Below are 24035 nucleotides of genomic sequence, written 5' to 3'. Positions count from 1 at the left end.
TAAACGCCGCGGAGCTCATATTCAATGCGTCAATTTCGCGAAGCCCGCCAGTGCTGATCAGGCTTCCGCCGTCGCATCCACGGTGCCTGCCAGCGGATCGTCGTCGAAAGCATCGGCGGCGCGTTTCGGCTTGACCAGCGGTTCGGGGCGGACGGGATGGGAAAACAGCATGTCGCGGCCGGCCTGCAATCCTTCGGAAACCTGCAGCACCAGGCGCGCCTCATCGCGCTTGCGGATATCCTCGCCGATCTCATAGGCATCGACCTCGGGCACACCAAGCGCCTCCAGCGTCCGCCGCCCGAACAGCAGGCCCGATTCCAGCGTTTCGCGCAGTTCGTAATCGACACCCTTGTTGCGCAGCTCGATCGAATGGATGCGGTCGTAGGAGCGCACGTAGAGCCTGGTGTGCGGATAGTCCGCCTGCACCAGTTCCACCACCCTGTCGGTGATTTCCTTCTTCTGCGTGCAGACGAGCACGATCTTTGCCCGGTCGATGCCGGCTGAGCGCAGCACGTCCTTGCGGGCGCCGTCGCCGAAATAGATGCGAAAGCCGAAGGCGGAGGCCTGGCGGATACGGTCCGCCGAAAAATCGATGACGGTGACGCTGCGCCCGCCGGCAAGCAGGATCTGGGCGGCGATCTGGCCGAAACGCGAGAAGCCGACCATCAGCACGTCGGCGCCGGCGCCCTCGAAATCCTCGTCCAATTCCTCATGTGCGTCGCCCCGCAACAGCCGCTTCGAAAGAGCCGCGCCGATCGGGGTCAGCGCCATGGACAGCGTGACGATCGCGACCAGCAGCGATGCCGTGCTCGCCGACATCAGCCCGACGGTAGCCGCCGCGGTAAACAGCACGAAGCCGAATTCGCCGCCCTGCGGCAGCAGGAAGGCGATGCGGATCGCATCGTCGTGCGGGGAGCCGGAGATCCGGCAAAGCCCGTAGATGACGATCGCCTTGACCGCCATGATGATCGGCACCGCGACGATGACGAAGAGCGCGTTGTCGGCAAGCACGTCGAGCTGCAGCGACAGGCCGACGGCGATGAAGAAGATGGCGAGCAGCACGCCGCGGAAGGGCTCGATATCGGCCTCCAGCTCGTGCCGGTAGGAGGATTCGGCGAGCATCACCCCGGACAGGAAGGCGCCCATCGCCATCGAAAGCCCGGCAAGCTGCATCAGGCTTGCCGATCCCATGACGACGAAGAGGGCGGCGGCAATCATCGCCTCGCGTGCGCCGGTCCGGGCGATGATCTGGAAGAGCGGCGTCAGCAGATAGCGCCCCATGACGACCATCGCCGCGACCGCGCCGATGGCGACGGCAAAATCGGCAAGCGGCGCATTGCTGCTGCCCTTGCCGCCACCGTCGAGAACGGTGATCAGCGCCAAGAGCGGCACGATCGCCAGGTCCTGGAACAGCAGCATCGAGAAGGAACGCTGCCCGTATTTCGTATTGACGTCGCCGTCGCCCTCGAGAATTTGCATGGCAAAGGCCGTTGAAGACAGCGCCAGGCCAAAGCCGGCGACGATGCTGCCGCGCCAATCGAGAACGTGGGAAAACCAGGCGAGCGCCGTCAACGCCAGCCCGGTCACCACCACCTGCGCCGTGCCGAGGCCGAAGATGTCGCGCCGCATCTGCCACAGGCGCGTGGGTTTCAATTCCAGTCCGATGATGAAGAGCAGGAAGACGACGCCGAGTTCGGCGACGGCGAGGATCTGTTCGCCGTCGGTAATGCCGTGGAAAACCGGGCCGATGACGATGCCGGCAGCGAGATAGCCGAGCACCGTGCCGAGCCCGAGCTTCTTGAAGATCGGCGCGGCGACCACGGCTCCGCCGAGCAGCAGGATCGTTTCGGAAAAAAAGGCATTGGGCGCGGACATCAGGGCAATTTCTTTCGACGGCGGAGAGCAGGCAGGCAACCCCGACAAAGAATCGGCGGCGGCGGCCTTGATGCTTGGGAGAGTGCACAATAAATGGAAGCCGAAGGAAAGGCCAAATCATGTCCTCAGAAATTGATTCCTCGACACTTCTTTCCCGCGCAAGTCAATTGATCGATCTGGCCAGGAAGGCGGGGGCCGACGCCGCCGACGCCGTCGTCGTCCGGTCGCGCTCGCAATCGGTCAGCGTCCGTCTCGGCAAGGTCGAGGGCACGGAATCTTCCGAAAGCGACGATTTTTCGCTCCGCGTCTTCATCGGCAAACGCGTCGCCAGCGTTTCGGCCAATCCGGGCTTCGATCTCCAGGCGCTTGCCGAACGCGCCGTCGCCATGGCCAAGGTCTCGCCGGAAGATCCGTTCGCCTGCCTGGCGGATGAGGCGAGCCTTTCGAAATCCTATCCCGACCTGCAATTGCTGGATACCACCGAGGTCTCCTCCGAGATGCTGCGCGAGGCGAGCCTTGCCGCTGAGGCAGCCGCCCTGGCGGTCAAGGGTGTGACCAACTCCTCCGGCGCCGGCGCTTCGGCCGGCATGGGCGGCCTCGTTCTTGCCACCTCGCACGGTTTCAAGGGCAGTTACATGGCCTCGCGGTTCGGCCATTCCGTCAGCGTTATTGCAGGCGAGGGCACCGGCATGGAGCGCGACTATGACTATGACAGCCGCCTCTACTATGCCGAGCTCGACGATCCCGCTGAAATCGGCCGTCGCGCCGGCGAACGGGTGGTAAAGCGCATCAATCCTCGCCAGGTGCCGACCGGCAAGGATGTTACCGTGATCTTCGACCCGCGCGTCGCCCGTGGTTTCGTCGGCCATATCGCCGGCGCGATCAACGGCGCTGCCGTCGCCCGCAAATCCAGCTTCCTGCGCGACAAGATGGGCCAGCAGGTGCTGAAGGCCGGCCTGTCGATCACCGACGATCCCTTGATCGTGCGCGGCCCCTCCTCACGGCCCTTCGACGGCGAGGGCGTGTCGGGCGAGCGGCTGGTGATGATCGAGGACGGCGTCTTGAACCACTGGTTCCTATCGACCTCGACCGCCCGTGAGTTGGGTCTGGAAACCAATGGCCGCGGCGTGCGCGGCGGCACCGCCGTCTCGCCGTCCTCCACCAATCTTGCCCTTGAACCCGGCGACATCTCGCCCGAGGAGCTGATCCGCAGCGTCGGCAACGGTTTTTATGTCACCGAATTGATCGGCCACGGCGTCAACATGATCACCGGCGAATACAGCCGCGGCGCCACCGGCTTCTGGATCGAGAACGGTGAACTCACCTTCCCGGTTTCCGAGGTGACGATTGCCTCGAACCTCAAGGACATGTTCATGCGCCTGACGCTGGCAAATGACATCGACCGCAAATTCGGCGTCGCGGCCCCAACCTTCGCCATCGAAGGCATGACGTTGGCAGGCCAGTAGGAAACGGCTAGCAAGAAACGGATTTGACGGGATGAGCGATAGGGAAAAGTCTCGCTGGCAGAGCGATCTCACGCTGATCGTCGATGCTGCGAAAGAGGCCGGCGCGGTTGCTTTCGGCTTCTTCAATCAGTCCCCTGAGGTCTGGTGGAAAAACGGCGACCGCTCCCCCGTCAGTGCCGCCGACTTCGCCGCCAACAAGACGCTCGAGACCATTCTGCGCAAGGCCCGGCCGGATTACGGCTGGCTGTCTGAGGAAACCGACGATGATGCCGACCGCCTCTTGCGTGAGACGCTGTTCATCGTCGATCCGATCGACGGCACGCGCGCCTTCCTCGGCGGGCAAAAGGTCTGGTGCATCAGCGTCGCGGTCGTTCATCGCGGCCGGCCGGTCGCCGGCGTGCTCTATGCCCCGGCGCTCGAGGAACTCTATGAGGCGGCCGAGGGTGGCGTGGCGATGAAGAATGGGGTGACGTTCACCGTCTCCGCCGCAGGACCGGAGCAGGTGAGTCGCCTGGCGATCGGCGAGGATCTGTTGAAGACCTTTGCGCCGGAGTTTCGTGAGCGGGTCACCCGCCAGAAGCACATCCCCTCGCTTGCCTATCGCATCGCCATGGTGGCGGACGGTCGTCTCGAAGGCACCTTCGTCAAGGGCAATTCGCATGATTGGGACCTTGCCGCCGCGGATCTGATTCTCAGCTGCGCCGGCGGTGGCCTCGTCGACCTTGAAGGTCGGCCGATCGTCTATAATCGGGCCGCCGTGACCCATAACGTCCTCTGCGCTGCACCGACGCCCCGTCTCGACGAATTCCTCGCGGCCTTTGCGGGACGACGAGACAGTTGACGTTTCCGTCAAAATCCCGCAGATGGGATGGCGGAGGAGAATAGCAGAAAGAGAACAAAAAATGACTGACTCCGGTGACAAGAAGCAGCTTCTGCATCTCGTTTTTGGCGGCGAACTGGAAAGCCTGGATGACGTCCAGTTCCGTGATCTGAACGGTCTCGATATCGTCGGCATTTTCCCGGATTATGCCACGGCGCTGACGGCCTGGAAGGCGAAAGCGCAACAGACGGTCGACAATGCGCATATGCGCTACTTCATCGTCCACATGCATCGTTTGCTCGATCCGCAGGAAAAGGCCAGGGGCAACTGACCTCGCCAGAAACAGGTTGATTTCAGGCCGGGTCGGCCCCAAGTCTGAATCCTGTTCTGGATTAAATGGTTAGAGCATGGTGTCATGAGAAAACCGCTCGCACTTTTCGGCATCATGCTGTTGTGCCGCCGGCGAGCGAGGTTTTCCTGCATCCGGCGCCTGTCGTTCCGGATTGTTTGACGCATTCTGAACAAATTGATCGGTCATTGCGGCCGCAACGATAATGAGGGAATGGGTTTGATGTCGATCTTGGATCGGAGGCTGGCACGATGAGTTCCCGGATGGCTCGGTTCGGTCTGAGCGCATACCGTCTGGCGGGAACCGTGGCCTCTCCTGTTGTCGGCCTCTATATCACCTACCGCACCGCCAAGGGCAAGGAAGACCGGGCGCGCCGCCTGGAACGTTTCGGCTATCCGAGCGCCAATCGGCCGCAAGGCCCGCTCGTCTGGTTCCATGCCGCAAGTGTGGGTGAAACCAATGCCGTCATCCCGCTGATCCGCGAAATCCGCCGCCGCGATATCCATGTCATCTTGACCACCGGCACCATCACCTCCGCCAAGCTCGCCGCCGAGCGGCTCGGTCAAGATGCGATCCACCAATATGTGCCGCTCGACCTGAAGCCGTCGGTCAGCCGCTTCCTCGATTACTGGCAGCCCGATTGCGCCATCATCGCCGAATCCGAGATCTGGCCGGCAACGGTGCTGGAGCTCGGCCGCCGCCGCATTCCGCAGATTCTGATCAATGCCCGCATGTCGGACCGCTCCTTTACCCGATGGCGGCGCCGCCCGGCAATCGCCGAAGCCCTGTTCGAGAATCTGGCCCTCGTCATCGCTCAGTCGGATATGGATGCCGAACGTTTCCGCGATCTCGGCGCCGTTCCCGTCATTACCTCCGGCAATCTGAAAGTCGACACCGACGCACCGCCCTATGACGGTGCTGTCCTTGCCCGCTACAAGAAGCAGATCGGCGACCGCAAGACCTGGGCGGCAATCTCGACCTTCGACGGCGAGGAGAATGCCGCTGCCATCGTCCATCGGGCGCTGAGGGAGCGCGATCGGCAATTGACGATTATCGTGCCACGCCATCCCGAACGCTGCGACGAGATCGAGGCGGCCCTGGTCAAGCTGGGGCTGAAGGTCGCCCGCCGCACCCGCGACGATGTCTTGTCGGCCGATGTCGATATTTTCCTCGGCGATACGATCGGCGAAATGGGCCTCTATTTGAGACTGACGGAAATCGCTTTCGTCGGCCGCTCGCTGTTTGCCGAAGGCGGCCAGAACCCGCTGGAGCCGGCCATGCTCGGCTGCGCCGTTCTCTCCGGCGGCCATGTGCAGAATTTCCGCGATGCCTATCAGAAGCTTGCCCGCAGCGGCAGCGCCCGCATGGTGCGCGATACCGAAATGCTGGCCAAGGGCGTGCATTACCTGCTCATCAATGATGAAGCCCGCCGCAATATGATCGAGGCCGGGATCACCGCCGTGCACGAAATGCGCGGTGCGCTGACCGCGACCGTCAAGGGGCTGGAACCCTATATCAATCCGCTGACGGTGAAGGCGCGGCTGCTGCCCAAGGCCGTGGCCCAGGTCTGAGGATATATCATGTCGGCAGCGTCTCCTATCAAAGGCATTCTCTTCGACAAGGACGGCACGCTGCTCGATTATGACGAGAGCTGGCTGCCGGTGAACCGGGAGCTTGCCCGCATCGCCGCCGAAGACGACCCGCTTCTCGCCGACCGGCTGCTGTTGGCCTGCGGCATGGATCCGGTGACCGGCCATATCGTTCCCGACAGCCTGCTTGCCGCCGGCAACACCCGCCAGATTGCCGAGGGCCTGGTTGCCGCGGGCTCGATGGTCGATGTCGGCGAACTGACGGTGCGCCTCGACGCTCTGTTTTCCAGCGCCGCCGAATTTTCCGTGCCGGTGACCGACCTCGCCGGCTTCTTCGCAAGGCTGCATCGGCGCGGTTTCAAGCTCGGTGTCGCCTCCAGCGACAATGAGCGGTCGATCCGCCAAACGGCCGAACGCTTCGGGTTCGCCCGCTACATCGATTATATCGCCGGCTATGACAGCGGTTTCGGCGTCAAGCCGGAGCCGGGCATGGTGCTCGGCTTCTGCGCCGCGACCGGACTTTCGCCTGAGGAAGTCGCGATGGTCGGCGACAACAATCACGATCTGCACATGGGGCTGAATGCCGGGACCGGGCTGAGGATCGCGGTGCTGACCGGCACCGGTTCGCGCGATTCGCTTGCCGCCGCGGCCGATCATGTGCTCGACGATATCACCGCTCTCGAGACGCTGCTGCCGGACCTGCAGCCGGCTTGACTGGTAAGGGCTTGCATTTTCATCGGTTTTGGCTTCTCAATCCGGCCTGTCGAGAAAAGCAGGGGTCTGGCCGCAATAAAGGCGGGCAGGGGAGCGGGACGGCAAGATGATATCTGAAGCGCCGCCGTTCTGGTGGCGGAAAGCCGATTGGCGGGCCTGGCTGCTGCTGCCGCTTTCCTTTGTCTACGGCCGCATCGCCGGCCACCGCATGGCTCATGCGCGCCGCGCCTCGGTTCCCATTCCCGTCATCTGCGTCGGCAATTTCACCGTCGGCGGCGCCGGCAAGACGCCGACGGCGCTGACGATTGCCCGTGCCGCCAAGGCGAAAGGGCTGAAACCCGGTTTTCTCAGCAGGGGGTACGGCGGCTCGCTCGATGTGACGACGGTGGTCGATCCCGCTCATCACCGTGCTGTCGCCGTCGGCGATGAGCCGCTGCTGCTTGCCCAAGAGGCATTGACGGTGATTTCCCGCCGGCGCGTCGACGGCGCTCAGCGTCTGGTGGCGGAGGGCGCCGATCTCATCATCATGGACGACGGTTTCCAGAGTGCGCGGTTGGCGATCGACTATGCCCTGCTGGTGATCGACGCGACCCGCGGCCTCGGCAACGGCCATCTCGTGCCCGCCGGCCCGGTGCGGGCGCCGATCGGCCAGCAGTTGCGTTCGGCCACGGCCCTGTTGAAGGTCGGTGGCGGCAATGCCGCCGACAGGATCGTTCGCATGACGGCGCGCGCCGCAAAGCCCTATTTCACCGCATCGCTGAAAGTGCGCGGCGACAACACGCTTGCCGGCATGAAGGTGCTCGCCTTCGCCGGCATCGCCGATCCCGCCAAATTCTTCCGCACCGTTGAATCGCGCGGTGCCGAAATCGCCGTCGCCAAGTCCTTCGGTGATCATGAGCACCTGACCGAGGACGAGATCGACGACATCCTGACGACCGCCGAGCGTCAGGACCTGCTGATCGTCACCACCTCCAAGGATTTCGTCCGCCTCTCCGGCCATCCCGGCAAGGCGGCGCAACTCACTGAAAAGTGCCGGGTGATCGAGGTCGACATGGTCTTCGAAGATCACCTCGCTCCCAGCCTGATCATCGACCGGGCGATCGCAGCCTGCCGCGAGCGGCGTTTGCGGGAGATCAAGGCCGGGGTTAAAGCGATTCCAGGAAAGGCTGAACCGCTCTAATCGGGCCGCTATGGGCCTTCTTCTCGATCCGCTCGGAGCGGATGCTGATGGAGCAACGGCTACCTCTCCTCCAAGATGCCGACCGTTCCTTGCATAGCACTGCTCACATCTGTACATGCACGATCGAGCGAAGCAAAGTTTCGCGCGCGGAGATCAGATGCGACCGACAAGCGTGATCGATCAAGGTGATATCGCGGCTTTCGAGAGCATCGATCAGCGCGATATGTTCGCCGATGGCGACCTCGTTCCGCGCGCGTTCATCACGCTTGTTCCACTGATAATGATAGTGGAAGACCATGGCGATCACGTCTTGGAAGCTTTCGATAAAGCGGTTTGGCGCGACAGCCGTAATCAGCCGATGGAATCGGCTGTCCAGCTCCGAGAAATCCTGAAACCGGGCGTCGATATCCGCGAGCAGTTCCAAATGCGCCGCCCGTACAGCACGAACCTGCTTCCAGATGGGCGAGCCGTGGGGCAGGGTAGCGAACAGTCGTGCGGAGCGCATTTCGAACATCTCTCTGATCTCGAACAGCTCGAGTGCAAAACTCGCTGTGAATCCTTTGAAAACCCAGCCTGCATTCGGACGCTTCTCGATCAGCCCATATTTCTGAAATCGATTGAGAAATTCACGAACTATCGTTGTCGCGACGCCGAATTTTCTCGCTAACTCCGCCTCATTGATTTCTGTGCCCGGAGAAGCATCGCCGCGCAGCATCCATTCCATGAAACTCGTCTCGACCTGTTCCGAGATTGCTAAGGTTTCTTCCTTCGGATAGCGCTCTGTCTGCCGCGGCTGCTGACGTATGATCCGCCCGTGCGCTTCAGATACAATGATTCCACGTGCGGACATCCCCGCCAGCACCTTCCTCACCGTCGTTCTGCTCACGCCAAGCTGGGCGCGCAGCGCGTTTTCGGACGGCAATTCCTCCCCGAGATCGAGCGTCTGAAGGATATCGATCATATCATTGAATGCCCGCTTAAATGTCGTGTCCGTTCGCATACGGCAACTCCAGGTATGATTAGATATCCATAAAAAACAAGTTGACGTACGTGTATCATATGTTTCTTATGTTTAAAAAACCAGGGAGGCTAGGGGAATTTGGAAGACTCCGGAATTCTGCCTCAGAATTCGTCCCGGCCTGGCGGTGCGCAGGATGCAACCTTCCAACCGAGGCAATCGGGCATCACACTAGCACTGAAGCTATTGAGCCTGGGCCCTCTGTTGATCCTCGTTATACTCATCGCCGTCGTCAGTTTGATCACGCCGGCATTTCTAAAGCCCATGAACCTGGGAAACATCCTGGCGCAGACAGCGGTGATTGCTGTTGTGGCAATGGGGCAGCAACTCGTTATCCTGACACGCGGGATCGACCTGTCTGTCGGCTCGAATCTCGCGCTGGCGACAGTCATCGGCGGACTCGTCTACCAGCAGGTTGATTCCTCAATCGTCGTCATTATGGCCATGCTGCTCGCGGGTGCTGCTATCGGTGCGGTAAACGGCATAGTCTTTGTCCATGGTCGGCTGCCACACCCCTTCATTATTACCCTTGCGACCTTGAGTATCTGCCGCGGCCTGGCGCTTGCATTGGCGCCCGGCCACACCACCATGCGCGGGATGCCCGATGCAATTACTGCGATCGGTGGCGGCACGACGTTTGGTGTGCCCAATTCCTTCTTTGTCGTCGGGATGTTCGGGTTTCTTTTTCTGATGCTGACGAAGTCGATGGTCTGTGGCCGATGGATCTATGCGGTCGGCGGCTCGCCGAGTGCCGCCAGAAGCATGGGTATACCGGTAAAGGGCGTTCTGCTCTCGACCTACATTATCTCCGGCTTTTGTGCCGGTACCGGCGCGGTACTGCTCGCAGGCAGGACCGCGGCCGCCTCGCCAATCTACGGCAATCTTTTGGAACTCGACACGATTGCTGCGGTGATTATCGGTGGCGCGAGTTTTCTTGGCGGACGAGGCCATCTCGGCCACGCCCTGATCGGCGCCGTGCTGATCGGCGTCATCCGCAATGCCCTTAACCTTCTCGGGGTCGACGTGTTTTTTCAAATGATCGCGATTGGGCTGGTCATCGTCATCGCCGTAGAGGCCGATGTGCTTCGTAACCATCTCGAGGCGCGCGCGCGTGTGCTTCAATCGGCGAGAGTCCAATGAACCCTGCATCCACCATACCGGCACTTTCGGTTCGAAACGCGCAGAAGCGCTTTGGCGCCATCCATGCCCTGAAAAACGTAAGCTTTGATGCCTATGCTGGCGAGGTAACCGCTCTCTTGGGTGACAACGGCGCTGGCAAGTCGACCCTCGTCAAATGCATCAGTGGGCTTCACAGTCTCGACGAGGGAGAGATCCTCGTGGATGGAGCTCCCGTATGGCTTCATTCAACGGCGGCGGCCCGCCGCGCCGGCATTGAAACCGTCTATCAGGATCTGGCGCTTTTCGACAACCTGACCCCCGTCCAGAATTTCTATTGCGGGCGAGAAATCTCTTTCCCTTCTTGGCTGCCGCGCCCGCTCCGCTTCCTCAACACCGGCGTGATGAAGCGGGAAGCAGCGCGTGTAATCGATCGCCTGAAGGTCAAGCTGCCGAAGTTCGACGCGCCGGTCGCGATGATGTCTGGTGGACAGCGACAGGCGATTGCGGTCGCGCGCGCCATTGTGTTTGCACGCAAGCTGGTGATCCTTGACGAACCGACGGCCGCCCTCGGTGTTCGCGAATCTCGCCAAGTTCTCGACCTTCTCAATCAGCTGAAAGCTGAAGGCAATGCCGTGATCATAATCACGCACAATATGGAACATGTCGTCGAAATCGCCGATCGGGCGGTGGTGCTGCGGCAGGGGCGCAAGGTGGGTGAACTGAAGCCAACGGAAGCGAACAAGCAGGACGTTGTCGCGATGATTGTCGGCGCCGAAACTTAAGGGAGATCGCTGCTTCGTTAGGGCAGCGGACAACGAGATCGCTCTAGAGGAGGGCGGTCGAAACATGGGAGGTGTATCATGAAACCGCAATCCCTGCTGGGAGCTCTTGCGTTCCTGGCTGTCGCTGCAGTCCCGTCCTTGGCGCAGGAGCCGGTCAAGCTCGGCTTTATAACCAAGTTCCCGGTACCGTTCTTCGCAACAATGGAGAACGCAGCCAAAGATTATGCAAAGAAAAATCCCGGCGTCGAGATCATCTACGGGCAGGGTACGTCCGCAACCGACATCGAGGGCCAGATTGCACAGATCGAGTCCATGGTGACACGAGGCGTGCAGGGCATTGCCCTCACGCCCGTCGATCCAACCGTGTCCGCAGCCCTGGATAAGGCGGTGGCTTCAGGTGTCAAGGTCGTCCTGATGGATAACAATATTCCGGATTGGAAAGGCAGGACGGCGCTTGCCACGACCGATAATTTCGCCGCGGGCAAAATCGCCGGCGAATATCTCAAAACTGTTCTTAAAGCCGGCGACACGCTCGGGATTCTCGAGGGCGTGCCCGGTGTGCCAGCGCTTGATGACCGCGTGAAGGGTATGCTTGAAGGGCTCCAGGGTCTTGACGTCAAGGTCGTCGGGAAAGGCGCGACAAACTGCACCGAGGAACTCGGGATCAGTGTCGCCGAAGATCTGCTCACGAAGAACCCGGACCTCAAGGCCATTTACGCCGCTTGCGGCCCGCCCGCTGCTGGCGCGGCGCGCGCAATCAAGAATGCCGGAACTGCCAATGACAAGATTGTGCTGGTCGGTTTCGACTTCTGCTGCGGCGAAGAGGAAGCGCTGAAGAGTGGAATCGAGGATGCTTCGGTGGCGCAGTTCCCCACCAAGATGGCTGAACTCGGTGTGGATGCGCTGGTAAAATCGATCCGTGGAGAGAAGGTTGAATCTTTGATAGATTCCGGCGCCGCGCTCGTGACGCCTGAGAATATGGCGCAATTCAAGTAAGCATTGCCGCTCTGTGCAAACGGCCCGTCCTGCAGGGGGCGGGCCGGACCTGTGGCCGCTCGCACGCGGCCGCGCTTTAACCTTTGGTTCTTACGCAATTCCGGACGGAAAAACCGCTTCGCACTTTTCCTGGAATTGCTCTAGAACAGGATGATTTTAGGCCCGGTTGGCCTAAAATCTGAATCCTGTTCTAAATTAAAGAGTTAGAGCATGATGTCGCCCGAAAACCGCGTACACTTTTCGGCATCATGCTCTAGCGCCGCTGGTTCGGCAGCACGCCGGCGCGTTTGTCGGCTTCGATGGCCGAGATCACATCGGCATAGGGTTCCTGCCGGGCGACGCTCCAGTAGCGCAGCTCGTCGAGCGGGACCTGCTTTCCCGTCATCGCGCAGACGACATAGGCGCCGGGCGAGAGAATCTGGAAATCGCCGTCGAGGTACCGGATCTTCGCCTCGCGGTTTCCGTGTCCTTCGAACAAATTCATGCGCTCCGTTCCCTGCAGCCTGTCATTAAAGCATGTCGCGCAAAACTGTGCCGCTGTTTTGCGATCACGACATGCGGAAAACCAAAGACCTAAAGCGTGGGCCAAGCGAATCTAAGAGATCGCGGCACGCTTTAGTCTGCCATACTCCCGCAACGGCTGCTTTTCCAGCTTTTTTAGCTTCTGCCGAAAAGCCGCTCGATATCGCTGAGCTTCAATTCGATGTAGGTCGGCCGGCCATGATTGCACTGGCCGGAGCCTGGCGTCACTTCCATTTCCCGCAGCAGTGCGTTCATTTCCTCCGGCCGCAGCCGCCGTCCGGAGCGCACCGATCCATGGCAGGCCATCGTCGCCGCCACATATTCGAGCTTGGCCGACAGGCCCGAGGCCGTATCCCATTCGGCAATCTCGTCGGCAAGCTGGCGGATCAGCCCATGCGCATCGACCTCGCCGAGCATGGCCGGCGTCTCACGCACGGCGATCGCCCCGGGACCGAAACGCTCGATCGCCAGGCCGAGTTCGGAAAGCTCGGCTGCATGCTGCATCAGCCGGTCGCAATCCTCTTCCGGAATGTCGACGATCTCCGGGATCAATAGCACCTGCGAGGCCAGTCGCTTCGAATGCAGCGCCTTGCGCATCGCCTCGAAGACCAGCCGCTCGTGTGCGGCATGCTGGTCGACGATGACAAGCCCGTCCTCGGTCTGGGCGACGATATAATTGGCGTGAATCTGCGCCCGCGCCGCGCCGAGCGGATAGCGCCCGGTTGTTTCGGGAGAGGCCGTCTCGGCTGCTGCCGGCTGCGGCGAAAACTGCGGCTCGGCCCGCGCCGTCGGCATCGACAGCCCGTCGAAGGAGGCCTGTGGCCGTTCGGAAAAACCCGTTGCCGGTTGGTAGGGCCGGAAGGGCGAGGTCTCGGCCGACCATGCCGTCTGCGGCCGCTGCGCCTGAAAGCCGGGGCGGAAGGAGCGCAGCATGTCGCTTGCCCCGGTCGTTGCCGCCCGGCTGCCGTCTCGCGCAAGCGCCTCGCGAATGGCGCCGACGATCAGGCCGCGCACCAGGCCGGGATCGCGGAACCGCACGTCGGATTTTGCCGGATGCACGTTGACGTCGACGAGCGCCGGATCGAGCGTGATCGACAGCACCGCAACCGGATGGCGCCCGGACGGGATGGTCTCGGCATAGGCGCCGCGGATCGCCGAGAGGATCAGCTTGTCCTGCACCGGCCGGCCGTTGACGAAGGCGTATTGATGGGCGGAGTTGCCGCGGTTGAAGGTCGGCACGCCGGCAAAACCGGTCAGTGAGATCTCCTCGCGCTCGGCGTCGAGCGCAATGGCGTTGTCGCGGAATTCCTTGCCGAGCACCTGCGCCATCCGCGCCAGATGGTCGTCGCCGGTTGCCGGAAATTCCAGCGTCGTGCGGTCCGAGCCCGACAGCACGAAGCGCACAGCTGGAAAGGCAATTGCCATGCGCTTGACGATCTCGGTGATGGCGCCGGCCTCGGCTTTCTCGGTCTTCAGGAATTTGAGCCGGGCGGGCGTCGCGAAGAACAGGTCGCGGACTTCGACGATCGTGCCGGGATTGGCGGCCGCCGGGCGCATATGCGCAATCTTGCCGCCGTTCACGGCAATCTCGTGGCCGCCGGCGCTGTCGCGTCTGCGGCTGGCAATGCTGAGCCTCGCGACCGAGCCGATCGAGGGCAGCGCCTCGCCGCGGAAGCCGAGCGTGCGGATATCCTCGAGCGTCTCCGATAGTTTCGAGGTGCAGTGCCGCCTGACCGCCAATTCGAGATCGGCCGCGTCCATGCCCGAGCCGTTGTCGCTGACGCGCAGCAGCGCCTTGCCGCCGCCTGATGTGGCGATCTCGATGCGCGTCGCGCCGGCATCGAGCGCGTTTTCGATCAGCTCCTTGGCAGCGCTTGCCGGCCGTTCGATGACTTCACCGGCGGCGATCTGGTTGATGAGCGTTTCGGAGAGCTGTCTGATGGCCATGGGCTATTTTCGAGGATTCGGGGGCCGGAGGGAAGGGGCTTCGATAGGCTTTCCGAAGCGTGATCCGGGGTTCCCTCAAACTTGGGGGCGCCGCTGCATAATTTCATCCTTAAATCGGAACCGATTTAAGGATAAAATTATGCAGCAGTTCAAAGTGTTACAGCGTCCTATGCGCGCCTGGAAAAGACGCTGGGCGCTGTAATGTTAAGCCGGTTTTAACATAAAACTGGCATTTCTATTCATATACCTCCGGAAGCTGTGAAATCGAACAGATGTGGGACGCAATGGAATGAGTGCCGGCTTCGAAAAGGCGGACACATCATCGGAAACCGACGGGATTTCCGCCGATGCCGATCTGCAGACGGCGCTTTTCGATGTGGTGTGCGACAGCCTTGCGGCAGCTTTCATCATCTATGACAAAAACGATCATCTGATCTTCGCCAGCCGCCAGACGCTGGAGTTTTTCCCGCTGCCGCCCGAAATGCTGAAGCCCGGCACACGGCTTCGCGATTTTCTCGGCGCGATGTACGACACCGGCATTCGCCAGCAATATGATGTGAAGCAGCGCGGCTCGCTGAGCCGCGAGGACTGGCTGTCGCAGAAAATTGCCTCGCATTGGCGCGAGCGTTTTGACACCGTCGAGCGCCACGGGACCGACAGCTGGGTCCGTTTCGTCAAACGCCGGCTGCCGGGCGGTTACGGCGTTACCATCATTTCCGACATTTCCGAAGACAAGAAACGCGAAGAGCAATGGCGCTCGGATCTGGAGCGCGTGCAGCTCACCGAGGACATTCTCGACAATCTGCCGTTCCCGCTCTTCGTCAAGGACCGCAACCTCACCTATGTCGCGGTCAACCTCGCCTTCTGCGAGAAGTACCAGACGACAGCCGACGAGGTGCTCGGGCGCAAGAGCGCCGATCTTTTTTCAGATGAGATTGCCAAACGCTTCGAAGAGAGCGACCGCCATGTGATGGAGACCGGCGAGATGTCGATCTCCCGCCAGCGGCAGATCTCCCGCGACGGTATCGAGCGCGACATCGTCAGCCGCAAGCACCGCATCGGCAAGTCGGGCCGCTATTTCCTGGTGTCGACCATGCAGGACCTGCCGCGCGACGGCGCCGATCTCGACGAGTTCGGCCATGCATCGGCGATCACCACCTCCAGCAATCAAAGCTATCGCCGGGCCTATGTGCCGGCGCCGAACGCCGTCGAGCGCCGCGAGCCGGCCGCAATGGAAGCGATCGTTCCGGAGAATTTCTCCGGCCGCAAGGTCCTTGTCGTCACTGCTGACCTCGCCGCCGAGACCGCCGCGCTACGGACGCTGTCGAAATACGGTTTCGAATCCTGCTCGGTCCGCGGCGAGGACGAGGAGGAGCGGTTCCTGGAAATTGCCACCTCCTCCGGCATTTCGCTCGATCTGCTGATCATCGATAATCAGATGGGCATGCGCTGCCTCGAACTGTCAGAGCAATACGGTATCCCGGCGCTTGTTATGGACGGCTTCCAGATCGCCAACGAGCTTACTTTCCAGATCGCCCGCCATTTCAACCGTAACAGCCGCAATAGCAGCGCTGGCGCGGATACGGATTGGGAGATCAGCATTTCCGATGACGTCGTCGGCCTGCAGGTTCTCGTGGCCGAAGACAATGATATCAATCAAATCGTCTTTTCGCAGATCCTCGAAGGCCTTGGTTATCGCCATATGATCGCGGCAACCGGCGACGAGGTCGTGCGCCTGTGGGCCGAGCACCGGCCGCAGATCGTGCTGATGGATATTTCGCTGCCCGGCTTCAACGGCTTCGAGGCCGCCCGCCTTATCCGGCAGATGGAGGAGACCGGTGGCGGAACCCGCACCCCGATCGTCGGCGTACTCACCCAGGCCTTCGAACGAGACCGCGCCGAATGCGTCAAATCGGGCATGGACGACGTCATCATGAAACCCGTCAGCCCTGATATGCTCGAGGCCGTATTTCAGAGGCACCTGATCGAAGAGGCCGTGCGAGCGCGAGGCTAGCCGGAAATCGCCGACTCCCTGGATTTCGGAGGGGCCGACGGCAAGGGCTGCTGATTTACTATCGAATTGTTAAGATATGCCGGTCATTCTCTGCGTGGCGCGGGAAAGCTCGGGTGGATAATGAAATCGGCGGAAATGGCCTTCTCGACCGTCGGTCAGAATGAGCTTCAGGCGATGGCCTATACCGATCCGCTGACCGGATTGGGAAACCGCAATCGCATGCGGGATAAGGTCTTGCAGATCTCTTCGGAGCGCGCCAGCGATCCGGCTCCCTTCACCATCGGCATCGCCAACCTCGACAGTTTCAAACCGATCAACGATCTCTTCGGCTCGACCGCCGGCGATGAAATCCTGTGCCAGGTCGCCCATCGCCTCAGGGCCTGTATTCCGGATGGCGCGCTGGTTACCCGCCATGAAGGCGATGAATTCGCCTTCGTGCTGCCGCTGATTTTCGAGCGGGCCAGTGCCGAGAAATTCGGCCAGATGATCCGCGAGGTGCTGTCGGCGCCCTATGACCTCGGCGGCCGCAACGTCCGCCTCTCCGCCTCCCTCGGCTTTGCAATCTACCCGTTCGCCGGAGAAGATTGCGAGGAACTGCTGAAGAGCGCCGAAACCGCACTCTACCGTTCCAAGCGCCGCGGCCGCGGCCAGGTCACCGTCTATTCGCGCGAAATCGCCCAGGAAATGAAGCGCGCGACGCAGCTGGAGCAGGCGCTTCGAAACGCCATCATCTCCGACGCGATCGACGTGCATTTCCAGCCGATCGTCTCGCTCTCCAACAATCAGGTCGTCGGCTTCGAGGCGCTCGCCCGCTGGAACGATCCCGATCTCGGTTTCGTTTCGCCCGGCGTCTTCGTGCCGCTCGCCGAAGAGCGCGGCTTCATCGATGCGCTGTCGGAGGCGCTGCTGCGCAAAGCCGCCGAAGCGGCCCTTTCTTGGCCGCGCGAACTGTTTCTGTCGTTCAATCTCTCCTCGGCCCAGCTGATGGATCCGGGCACGAGCAGCAGCGTCCTGTCGATCCTCGGCCGTGTCGGTTTCGATCCGCATCGCCTGGAGCTGGAGATCACCGAGACCGCAGTCATGAGCTCGGCCGATACCGCCCACCGGATCATCGCCGATTTGCGCGCCGCCGGTGTGCGCATTTCGCTTGACGATTTCGGCACCGGCCAGTCGAGCCTCGGGCGCCTGCGCGACTTCATCTTCGACAAGATCAAGATCGACCGTGCCTTTGTCTCCCGCATCAATTCCGACCGTGCCTCCGAACACATCATCAAGGCGATCCTGACCATGTGCGACGGCCTGGACTTGGAAGTCGTAGCCGAAGGCATCGAGGATTACGCCGAGGCGGTCAAGCTGCGCACGCTCGGTTGCGGCATGGGGCAGGGTTACCATTTCGGCCGTCCGGCCGACGGTATCGCCACGCTGCGCTTCCTACACGAGAACTATTATGATCCGGCCATGGTGGAGCGTGTCAGCGCATAAAGCATGATGCCGAAAAGTGTGTGCGGTTTTCGGACAACATCTCTAGCTACCGACATAGCAAAAAGCGATGGCGCCCCTAGGAGCGCCATCGCCTACGCTATACTACCGCGCGGTTTTTGTGGCCCGGCTGTCCTAACGCCAATTACTTGGGCGTTGTCGAGCCGGTGGCCGTGGTGTCGGTGCCGGTCGCAGCCGGGGCCTTTTCGGCTGACTGCATGGCCAGCGTCTTGAACTCAGGTGCGGCCTTCAGCGATTCAGCCGTTTCGCTTGTCGTCAGCTTGACGCTGCCGTCCTGGGTGTTCTGAGCGACGGTGATCTTTTCCATCGGCACCGCGACATTCTTTTCGCCGATGCCGAGGAAGCCACCGACGCCGACGATCGCAGCAACGAAGCCGCCGTCCTTCTTGAGGATCAGGTCGTTGACGCTGCCGATGCTTTCATTATTGCCGTTATAGACCGACTGGCCAATATAGGTGTTGGCGCTGACCTGGTCCGGAGCCTGTTCCGTGATATAGCCGGCCTGCGCCGTGTCTGCCGTCGGTGCTGCAGCCGGAGCCTGTGCGGCATCGCCGGCGGGCTTGGTGACATCAGGGGTCATCGGCTTCGGGGCTGCCGGATCGGCAGGCGCTGCCTGGGTGGAAGCAGCTGGATCTGCCGGCTGCGGGGCCGCCTGCGAGAATGCCGCCGGTGCGAAAGCCGTGGCAAACAGGGCGCCAGCAGCAACGGTCGTCAAGAGTTTGCGTGTCATTTCGAACCTACCTTCATTTTTCCTGGAGTAGTCGCTGACCCGGCAATATCTGTGTCATTGCCGCGCCGGTTCGAAGAGAAAATGACTGGTGCGCCGATTGGTTCCGATTGAAAACACGGAAAATTTCTCGATTTTCACGGAACATTTTACAACAGGCGGCAGCCGAAATAAGAAAAGGCGCCCCGGTCGGGAGCGCCTCTGGCAAGCAAATCAGGTGATCCGATGTTCAGATCACATAGACCGGATCGAACACGCCTTTGACCTCGATGCCGAGTTCCAGCAGCGCACCGGCGCTGGGTTGCGCAGAGCGCGCATCCTCGTCCAACCCCTCCCAGGCGGTCGTCACTGCCAGCCGGTCGGCATTGACGCCGATAAAGGCGGGGCAGGAGGGCTGGACGGCGGGAACCTTGTAGCGCGAGATGCGCAGGCCGTCGGGATTGTAGCGATCGACGACGCCGGCGCCCCAGCGCGAATTCCAGATATAACCGTCGGCATCGACCACCGAGCCGTCGATGTCGCCGGGCTCGTTGGCGCTGTCGACCAGCACGATCGGCTCGCCTGTGGGCAGGCCGGTGTTCGGATCGACCATGACGCGCATCAGCCGGTTGAGGCGGGAATCCGTGTAATAGCCGATCGTGCCATCAGGCGAGAAGCAGATCGAATTCGGGATGCTGATGCCGTTGAAGATCTTCGTCACCTTGCCGCTGGCGACATGATAGATGGCGCCGGCCTGGTTTTCCGCCCGCTTGCTCATCGTGCCGATCCAGAGCGCACCGGAAGGATGGGTGCGGCCGTCGTTCGAACGGTTTTCCGGCCTGTCGTTTTCGAGCGCGGCGTAGAAGGTAAGGTTGCCGCTGGCCACATCGCGGACGAAAAGCCCTTCTTCGGTCGCGATCAGCTGCCGTCCGGCGTCGATACGGGCAAGCACGCTGGCCATGGCCGGCAGCGAGTGCACCTTTTTCGCGCTCGTCGAAAGATTGAGCTCGTGCAGTTCCTTGCCGAGGATGTTGAACCACCAGACGGTATTGCTGTCCGGATCATAGGTCGGGCCTTCGCCGAGAACGGAATTGGTGTTGCAAAGGGTCTTGCCCTCGAACTCATAGATATCGGTCATACGTTCACGCTCCCAATGGCTGCATCATAGGCGTAAATGGTCGCCTTGGCGCGCTCGGCAACCTCCGCCGCGGTCATTCCCGGCTTGTAGAGGCTGGTGCCGAGGCCGAAGGAGAAGATGCCGGCCTTGGTATAATCGCCGAAATTCTTGTCCGATACGCCGCCGACCGCGGCAATTTTCAGCTCCGGCGGCAGGATGGCCCGGATCGCCGTGATGCCGGATGGACCGAGCACGCTGGCCGGAAAGAATTTGAGACCGGTGGCGCCGGCGCGCGCGGCGGCCAGCGCCTCGGTCGGTGTAAACACACCCGGCATCGTCACCATGCCGTAGTCGCGGGCCCGGATGATCACCTCGGGCTCGACATTCGGCGTGACCAGCAGCTTGCCGCCGGCGGCATGCAGGCTGTCGACCGCCTCGACCGTCAGCACCGTGCCGGCACCGATCAGCACTTCGGCCGGCGCCATCTTGGCGGCGATCTCGATGGATTTGAACGGTTCCGGCGAGTTGAGCGGGATCTCGATCGCTGTCAGGCCATTGTCGATCAAGGCGCCGACGATGCTCTCGGTCTCGTCAGGCCGGATGCCACGAAGGATGGCGATCAGCGGGCGCTGCATGTCGGGGAAGGGGATACGGTTCATCGTGTCAGCTTTCTCAATTCGGCCAGATGGCTTCGGCAGCGGCCGAAAGCCCGCGGCGCACGGCGGCGTCCGCATCGATGGCGGTGAAGGGAAGGGCGAGTGTTCTGAACGCCTGTTCGTAGACCGCCTGCAGGCGTCCGGAAGCGATGAGGGTAATGTCTGAGTTGGCGGCATCCTGCAGCGCGCCGGCGATTTCGAGACCGATCAGCGTGCCGGAAAGCCGGGCTTGCGCGGCAGCGGCGGATATGCCGTGCAGAAGCTGGCCCGAGCGGGCGGTAAACAGCAGGTTGGAGGCAAGTGCTGGACGCTGGAAGGCCGCCGATACCGCCGCCTCGAAGGTTTCCGTGTCCGCCGGCTGCTCTCCCGCACCGGCAACGGCATGCGAAAGGATCGTGTGTTTGGTGATGACGTCGAACAGTTCGCCGGTCATGAAGGTCGAAAAGCCGGTGACCTTGCTATCCTTGACATGCACCCATTTCGAATGGGTGCCGGGCATGCAGACCGCCTGCGCGCCCGCGCTTGCGGTGCCGAGCGCGCCGAGAAGCTGGGTTTCCTCGCCGCGCATGACGTCTGGCGTCGCGCTATCCCGCTGGGCAAGGCCCGGCAGGATGCGGATGTCGCGGCTTTCGCCAGGCACGGAGACTGCCGCGGTCAGGATCGAGGTGAGCGGGGCCGGCACGTCGATATAACCGGCCTCGATCCAGCCCTGCCGGGCGCCGGCCATGCCGCAGACGATCACCGGCAGGTTTTCCGGTGCCTCGACGGCGGCGAGATGGGCCGCAAGCACTTGGGAAAAACCGGTCTTTGCTGCGCTGGTCATGCCTTCGCCGCTGCGGCGCTCGGCAAGCACGCTGCCGTCCCTGGCGATCAGCCAGAGCCGGAAACTGCTGGTGCCCCAGTCCACCGCGACATAAGCGGGATTTGTCATTACAGAACGCCTCCATCGACAATCAGTGACTGGGCGGTCATTCCAGCCGCGCAGTCGGATGCAAGAAACAGGCAGGGACCGACGATCGCGTCGGCCTGGAGCGGAACTTTCAGGCACTGCTGCTCGACCGAGCGCGCAATGCTCTCCTCCGTCAGCCAGAGCTGCACCTGCCGTTCGGTGACGACCATGCCGGGCAGGATGCAGTTGACCCGGATGTTCTCCGGCCCGAGCCTGCCCGCCATGCTCTTCGTCAGCCCGACGACCGCAGCCTTCGCCGCCGCATAGGAGGGAAAGCCGCCCATGTTCAGTTTGAAGGCGATCGACGACATATTGATGATCGCCCCGCCGCCGGCCGCCCGCATTGACGGCGCCACCGCCTGCGAGGCGAAGAATACATGCCGCAGATTGACCGCCTGGTTGTTGTCCCAATAGGCCTCGGTCACCGCGTCGAAATCATGGCGGTCGTCCCACGCGGCATTGTTGACCAGCACGCGGATCGGCCCTGAGTTCGCAACGACAGTATCGACCGTGCGCCGGATCGCCTCGATGTCGCGCAGGTCGGCATGGTAGAAAGAGACCGGATGGGTCGTCTCCCGCGATAGCCGTTCGGCGAGCTCGCGGCCTGCCGCCTCGGCGATATCGATGAACGAGACCTTGGCGCCTTGGTGGGCGAAACCTTCGACGATCGCAGCACCTATGCCCGATCCGCCGCCGGTGACCAGCACGGCTCGGTCTTTAAACTCGGGAAATTGTGCTGCTTGCATCATGGTCATCGTCTCCTCCCGACTTTGCCAGTGTTCCATTATTTGGAACTCAATTTGACTATATGGAATTATCGGTTTACGCTGGCCTTTCTGTCAAGGGGTGGATGAGGCGATGAATTCAAACGGCGAAGGCGCAGCACAGGCCCGCGAGACCGGCACGCTCGGCAAACTGATGGTTCTGCTCGATCTCGTCACCCATGCGCATGCGCCGCTACGCTTCACCGATATCCTGGCCCTTGCCGGCCAGCCGCGCGGCACATTGCATCGCCAGCTGAGCCATCTGCTGGAGGAGGGTCTGCTCGAACTCGATGGCGACGGCCGTTATGCGCCCGGCCTGCGCCTGCTCGACTTCGCCGCGCGCAGCTGGGCGCGCAACGAATTCCGGTTGATTGCCGAGCCGCACCTTTCCGATCTGCAGCAGGCGACCGGCGAGACGGTGCATCTCGGTGTTCTCCGGGGTCAGTCGATCATCTATCTCGATAAGGTCGACGGCCGTCAGCCGGTGCGCATGTATTCGCAAATCGGCAATGCCTCGCCCTGTTACTGCACCGGCGTCGGCAAGGCCGCGCTTTCGCTGCTTCCGGCCGAAAGCCTCGTCGATCTCCTCGCCGGGCTGAGCTTCACCAGCTTTACCGCCTCGACCCATCGTTCAGCCGAAACGCTGCTGGCCGAAATCCGCGAGATCGCCGACCAGGGTTATGCTTTCGACCGCGAGGAGCATGAGGCCGGCATCTGCTGCGTCGCCGCACCCGTCTGGTCGCAGGACCGGACCTTTATTGGTGGCATTTCGATCACTGGCCCGGCCTACCGCTTGTCGATGGAACTTCTGCGTCAATGGGCCGTTCCGGTTCAGCTGGCGGCTGGAAGGATCATGGAAGACATGCGCATCCGGCTCGGCCCCCGCCGCTAGGCCATGATGCCGAAAAGTGCGCACGGTTTACCGACGACATCATGTTTTGGAGAATAAATTACGCTCCGCCCCTTGCCGAATGCAATCTGAGAGCATGCTTATGATGAGGGCGATATTGAGATTTGCCGGCGAATCACGACAACTGCAAATAGTCTGCGAAATCGATTAACCACTTGCCGGCCGAACGCTGCATGCCGAGGCCAATTCCGTTTGATCCAAGCGATCGTCATTCCCCGATGCAATCGAACCGGCCGTAGCGCCGAAGATGAAGAAATGTGATGGCACCCTTGTCGCAAACATCCCCGGAACAAGACGACGACTACATCACGGAAATAGCCGGCCTAAAGACCCAGTTCGATATTTTCCGGTTCCTGAAACGCGTGACCGAAGCCTATCGCAGCCGCGCCTTCATGGTTCTCAACCTGCCTCCGATCACCTCCCTGGATATCCAGGGCAGCACGGTCATCACCAGCTGGCCGGCCGAGCTTCTGGCGCTCTACGACCAGGAGGGACTGCTGGTGAACAGCCCGGTTCTGAGACGCCTCAGAACATCGGCGCGGCCCTTCTCCTATGACATGTCGCGCCAGAACTGGTCGCGGGACGACGGCAAGTCCGCCCTCGTCGCCACGCTGTTCGAACGGTTCCGGATGATGCGCGGCGCCTATTTCCCGACGCATGAGCCATCCGGCCTGCGCGGCGCCATCTCTTTCACCGGCGACCGCGAGCCTTTCAGCCCGGCGGAGATGCGTGAACTCTGCTACATCTCTATCCATGTCTACGACAGGCTCGCCGAGATCCGTAACCTCGATACGCGCATGACGGACACGCTGACCGACCGGGAAATCGATTGCCTCAACTGGACGGCGGCCGGCAAGACCAGTGCGGAAATCGCCGAAATCCTCACCCTCTCCGAGCACACCGTCAATCACTACCTCAACCGAGCCACCAAGAAGCTCGACACGGTCAACCGGACCCAGGCGGTTGCCAAGGCGCTGCGCATCGGCCTGATCAAATAAGTTGCAAAAAGCACGGCATGGTTTCGCCGACGCCCAGCGCTTGG

22 protein-coding genes are annotated in these 24035 nt (G+C 61.7%); 13 read left to right on the top strand and 9 right to left on the bottom strand.

Annotated elements, in window-relative coordinates:
- Positions 1 to 57: 57 nt before the first annotated feature.
- A complete protein-coding gene (locus tag GR197_RS12880; RefSeq protein ID WP_164009975.1) occupies positions 58 to 1875 on the bottom strand; it encodes a monovalent cation:proton antiporter-2 (CPA2) family protein in 1818 nt (605 codons plus the stop codon).
- A 119-nt stretch (positions 1876 to 1994) separates the two neighbouring features.
- On the opposite strand from GR197_RS12880, the gene GR197_RS12875 reads away from it, so the two are divergent.
- The 6 genes from GR197_RS12875 to lpxK all read left to right on the top strand — a co-directional run bounded on the left by GR197_RS12875 (position 1995) and on the right by lpxK (position 7993).
- On the top strand, positions 1995 to 3341 hold the full coding sequence (locus GR197_RS12875; protein ID WP_164009973.1) for a TldD/PmbA family protein: 1347 nt from the start codon (positions 1995 to 1997) through the stop codon (positions 3339 to 3341).
- A gap of 31 nt (positions 3342 to 3372) precedes the next feature.
- The gene (locus tag GR197_RS12870; protein ID WP_164009971.1) at positions 3373 to 4182 is read left to right on the top strand and encodes a 3'(2'),5'-bisphosphate nucleotidase CysQ; all 810 of its coding nucleotides are present in this window, start codon (positions 3373 to 3375) and stop codon (positions 4180 to 4182) included.
- 61 nt (positions 4183 to 4243) lie between these two features.
- Complete coding sequence (locus GR197_RS12865) at positions 4244 to 4492, top strand: DUF4170 domain-containing protein (RefSeq protein WP_164009969.1); 249 nt, start codon at positions 4244 to 4246, stop codon at positions 4490 to 4492.
- A 269-nt stretch (positions 4493 to 4761) separates the two neighbouring features.
- Positions 4762 to 6081, top strand: coding sequence for a lipid IV(A) 3-deoxy-D-manno-octulosonic acid transferase (waaA, locus tag GR197_RS12860; RefSeq protein ID WP_164009967.1), 1320 nt, complete (start codon positions 4762 to 4764; stop codon positions 6079 to 6081).
- 9 nt (positions 6082 to 6090) lie between these two features.
- Positions 6091 to 6813: an HAD family hydrolase gene (locus GR197_RS12855; RefSeq protein ID WP_164009965.1), complete on the top strand. Its 723-nt coding sequence runs from the start codon at positions 6091 to 6093 to the stop codon at positions 6811 to 6813.
- 106 nt (positions 6814 to 6919) lie between these two features.
- The gene (lpxK, locus tag GR197_RS12850; RefSeq protein ID WP_164009963.1) at positions 6920 to 7993 is read left to right on the top strand and encodes a tetraacyldisaccharide 4'-kinase; all 1074 of its coding nucleotides are present in this window, start codon (positions 6920 to 6922) and stop codon (positions 7991 to 7993) included.
- Between the two features lie 103 nt (positions 7994 to 8096).
- Here lpxK and GR197_RS12845 read toward each other — a convergent pair whose 3' ends face one another.
- Positions 8097 to 8993: a GntR family transcriptional regulator gene (locus GR197_RS12845; RefSeq protein ID WP_164009961.1), complete on the bottom strand. Its 897-nt coding sequence runs from the start codon at positions 8991 to 8993 to the stop codon at positions 8097 to 8099.
- A gap of 99 nt (positions 8994 to 9092) precedes the next feature.
- Here GR197_RS12845 and GR197_RS12840 point away from each other — a divergent pair, with 99 nt between their 5' ends.
- The 3 genes from GR197_RS12840 to GR197_RS12830 all read left to right on the top strand — a co-directional run bounded on the left by GR197_RS12840 (position 9093) and on the right by GR197_RS12830 (position 11908).
- Positions 9093 to 10151, top strand: coding sequence for an ABC transporter permease (locus GR197_RS12840; protein WP_204330184.1), 1059 nt, complete (start codon positions 9093 to 9095; stop codon positions 10149 to 10151).
- On the top strand, positions 10148 to 10912 hold the full coding sequence (locus GR197_RS12835; RefSeq protein WP_164009958.1) for an ATP-binding cassette domain-containing protein: 765 nt from the start codon (positions 10148 to 10150) through the stop codon (positions 10910 to 10912). The genes GR197_RS12840 and GR197_RS12835 overlap by 4 nt, the downstream gene beginning before the upstream one ends.
- Positions 10913 to 10990: 78 nt before the next feature.
- Positions 10991 to 11908 carry a sugar ABC transporter substrate-binding protein gene (locus GR197_RS12830; RefSeq protein WP_164009956.1) on the top strand — a complete coding sequence of 306 codons (918 nt, stop codon included), beginning with the start codon at positions 10991 to 10993 and terminating at the stop codon, positions 11906 to 11908.
- A 253-nt stretch (positions 11909 to 12161) separates the two neighbouring features.
- Here the strand turns inward: GR197_RS12830 and GR197_RS12825 are convergent, their stop codons facing one another.
- Complete coding sequence (locus GR197_RS12825; RefSeq protein ID WP_164009954.1) at positions 12162 to 12392, bottom strand: DUF2093 domain-containing protein; 231 nt, start codon at positions 12390 to 12392, stop codon at positions 12162 to 12164.
- A 173-nt stretch (positions 12393 to 12565) separates the two neighbouring features.
- On the bottom strand, positions 12566 to 14377 hold the full coding sequence (gene mutL, locus GR197_RS12820) for a DNA mismatch repair endonuclease MutL (RefSeq protein ID WP_164009952.1): 1812 nt from the start codon (positions 14375 to 14377) through the stop codon (positions 12566 to 12568).
- 289 nt (positions 14378 to 14666) lie between these two features.
- Here mutL and GR197_RS12815 point away from each other — a divergent pair, with 289 nt between their 5' ends.
- On the top strand, positions 14667 to 16391 hold the full coding sequence (locus tag GR197_RS12815; RefSeq protein ID WP_164009950.1) for a response regulator: 1725 nt from the start codon (positions 14667 to 14669) through the stop codon (positions 16389 to 16391).
- Positions 16392 to 16508: 117 nt separating this feature from the next.
- A complete protein-coding gene (locus GR197_RS12810) occupies positions 16509 to 17873 on the top strand; it encodes an EAL domain-containing protein (RefSeq protein WP_164010244.1) in 1365 nt (454 codons plus the stop codon).
- 142 nt (positions 17874 to 18015) lie between these two features.
- Here the strand turns inward: GR197_RS12810 and GR197_RS12805 are convergent, their stop codons facing one another.
- The 5 genes from GR197_RS12805 to GR197_RS12785 all read right to left on the bottom strand — a co-directional run bounded on the left by GR197_RS12805 (position 18016) and on the right by GR197_RS12785 (position 22068).
- Positions 18016 to 18621, bottom strand: a complete 606-nt coding sequence (locus tag GR197_RS12805; protein ID WP_164009948.1) for a PRC-barrel domain-containing protein — start codon at positions 18619 to 18621, stop codon at positions 18016 to 18018.
- 226 nt (positions 18622 to 18847) lie between these two features.
- Positions 18848 to 19735 (bottom strand): SMP-30/gluconolactonase/LRE family protein, encoded by an 888-nt coding sequence (locus tag GR197_RS12800; protein WP_164009946.1) that lies wholly within the window; start codon positions 19733 to 19735, stop codon positions 18848 to 18850.
- On the bottom strand, positions 19732 to 20373 hold the full coding sequence (locus tag GR197_RS12795; RefSeq protein ID WP_164009944.1) for a 2-dehydro-3-deoxy-6-phosphogalactonate aldolase: 642 nt from the start codon (positions 20371 to 20373) through the stop codon (positions 19732 to 19734). Before GR197_RS12795 ends, GR197_RS12800 begins: the two co-directional genes overlap by 4 nt.
- 13 nt (positions 20374 to 20386) lie before the next feature.
- A complete protein-coding gene (locus GR197_RS12790) occupies positions 20387 to 21301 on the bottom strand; it encodes a 2-dehydro-3-deoxygalactonokinase (RefSeq protein ID WP_164009942.1) in 915 nt (304 codons plus the stop codon).
- Positions 21301 to 22068, bottom strand: a complete 768-nt coding sequence (locus GR197_RS12785; protein WP_164010242.1) for an SDR family NAD(P)-dependent oxidoreductase — start codon at positions 22066 to 22068, stop codon at positions 21301 to 21303. Before GR197_RS12785 ends, GR197_RS12790 begins: the two co-directional genes overlap by 1 nt.
- A 109-nt stretch (positions 22069 to 22177) precedes the next feature.
- Between GR197_RS12785 and GR197_RS12780 the strand changes: the two genes are divergently transcribed.
- Both GR197_RS12780 and GR197_RS12775 read left to right on the top strand, forming a co-directional pair.
- Complete coding sequence (locus GR197_RS12780) at positions 22178 to 22975, top strand: IclR family transcriptional regulator (protein ID WP_164009940.1); 798 nt, start codon at positions 22178 to 22180, stop codon at positions 22973 to 22975.
- A 278-nt stretch (positions 22976 to 23253) separates the two neighbouring features.
- Positions 23254 to 23991 carry a LuxR family transcriptional regulator gene (locus GR197_RS12775; protein ID WP_164009938.1) on the top strand — a complete coding sequence of 246 codons (738 nt, stop codon included), beginning with the start codon at positions 23254 to 23256 and terminating at the stop codon, positions 23989 to 23991.
- The last annotated feature ends 44 nt before the right edge of the window (positions 23992 to 24035 follow it).

Origin of the sequence: Rhizobium phaseoli (assembly GCF_010668805.1) — a bacterium.
In the GTDB taxonomy this organism is placed as follows: Bacteria; Pseudomonadota; Alphaproteobacteria; order Rhizobiales; family Rhizobiaceae; genus Rhizobium; species Rhizobium phaseoli_A.
The sequence above is the reverse complement of the archived record's forward strand: the minus strand, read 5'-3'. Positions and strand labels throughout refer to the sequence as shown.

What these genes read in the sequence shown, in the direction of transcription:
- GR197_RS12880 (WP_164009975.1), bottom strand. Translation starts at nt 1,875, where the DNA reads ATGTCCGCGCCCAATGCCTTTTTTTCCGAAACGATCCTGCTGCTCGGC.
- GR197_RS12875 (WP_164009973.1), top strand. Translation starts at nt 1,995, where the DNA reads ATGTCCTCAGAAATTGATTCCTCGACACTTCTTTCCCGCGCAAGTCAA.
- GR197_RS12870 (WP_164009971.1), top strand. Translation starts at nt 3,373, where the DNA reads ATGAGCGATAGGGAAAAGTCTCGCTGGCAGAGCGATCTCACGCTGATC.
- GR197_RS12865 (WP_164009969.1), top strand. Translation starts at nt 4,244, where the DNA reads ATGACTGACTCCGGTGACAAGAAGCAGCTTCTGCATCTCGTTTTTGGC.
- waaA (WP_164009967.1), top strand. Translation starts at nt 4,762, where the DNA reads ATGAGTTCCCGGATGGCTCGGTTCGGTCTGAGCGCATACCGTCTGGCG.
- GR197_RS12855 (WP_164009965.1), top strand. Translation starts at nt 6,091, where the DNA reads ATGTCGGCAGCGTCTCCTATCAAAGGCATTCTCTTCGACAAGGACGGC.
- lpxK (WP_164009963.1), top strand. Translation starts at nt 6,920, where the DNA reads ATGATATCTGAAGCGCCGCCGTTCTGGTGGCGGAAAGCCGATTGGCGG.
- GR197_RS12845 (WP_164009961.1), bottom strand. Translation starts at nt 8,993, where the DNA reads ATGCGAACGGACACGACATTTAAGCGGGCATTCAATGATATGATCGAT.
- GR197_RS12835 (WP_164009958.1), top strand. Translation starts at nt 10,148, where the DNA reads ATGAACCCTGCATCCACCATACCGGCACTTTCGGTTCGAAACGCGCAG.
- GR197_RS12830 (WP_164009956.1), top strand. Translation starts at nt 10,991, where the DNA reads ATGAAACCGCAATCCCTGCTGGGAGCTCTTGCGTTCCTGGCTGTCGCT.
- GR197_RS12825 (WP_164009954.1), bottom strand. Translation starts at nt 12,392, where the DNA reads ATGAATTTGTTCGAAGGACACGGAAACCGCGAGGCGAAGATCCGGTAC.
- mutL (WP_164009952.1), bottom strand. Translation starts at nt 14,377, where the DNA reads ATGGCCATCAGACAGCTCTCCGAAACGCTCATCAACCAGATCGCCGCC.
- GR197_RS12815 (WP_164009950.1), top strand. Translation starts at nt 14,667, where the DNA reads ATGAGTGCCGGCTTCGAAAAGGCGGACACATCATCGGAAACCGACGGG.
- GR197_RS12805 (WP_164009948.1), bottom strand. Translation starts at nt 18,621, where the DNA reads ATGACACGCAAACTCTTGACGACCGTTGCTGCTGGCGCCCTGTTTGCC.
- GR197_RS12800 (WP_164009946.1), bottom strand. Translation starts at nt 19,735, where the DNA reads ATGACCGATATCTATGAGTTCGAGGGCAAGACCCTTTGCAACACCAAT.
- GR197_RS12795 (WP_164009944.1), bottom strand. Translation starts at nt 20,373, where the DNA reads ATGAACCGTATCCCCTTCCCCGACATGCAGCGCCCGCTGATCGCCATC.
- GR197_RS12790 (WP_164009942.1), bottom strand. Translation starts at nt 21,301, where the DNA reads ATGACAAATCCCGCTTATGTCGCGGTGGACTGGGGCACCAGCAGTTTC.
- GR197_RS12785 (WP_164010242.1), bottom strand. Translation starts at nt 22,068, where the DNA reads ATGATGCAAGCAGCACAATTTCCCGAGTTTAAAGACCGAGCCGTGCTG.
- GR197_RS12780 (WP_164009940.1), top strand. Translation starts at nt 22,178, where the DNA reads ATGAATTCAAACGGCGAAGGCGCAGCACAGGCCCGCGAGACCGGCACG.
- GR197_RS12775 (WP_164009938.1), top strand. Translation starts at nt 23,254, where the DNA reads ATGGCACCCTTGTCGCAAACATCCCCGGAACAAGACGACGACTACATC.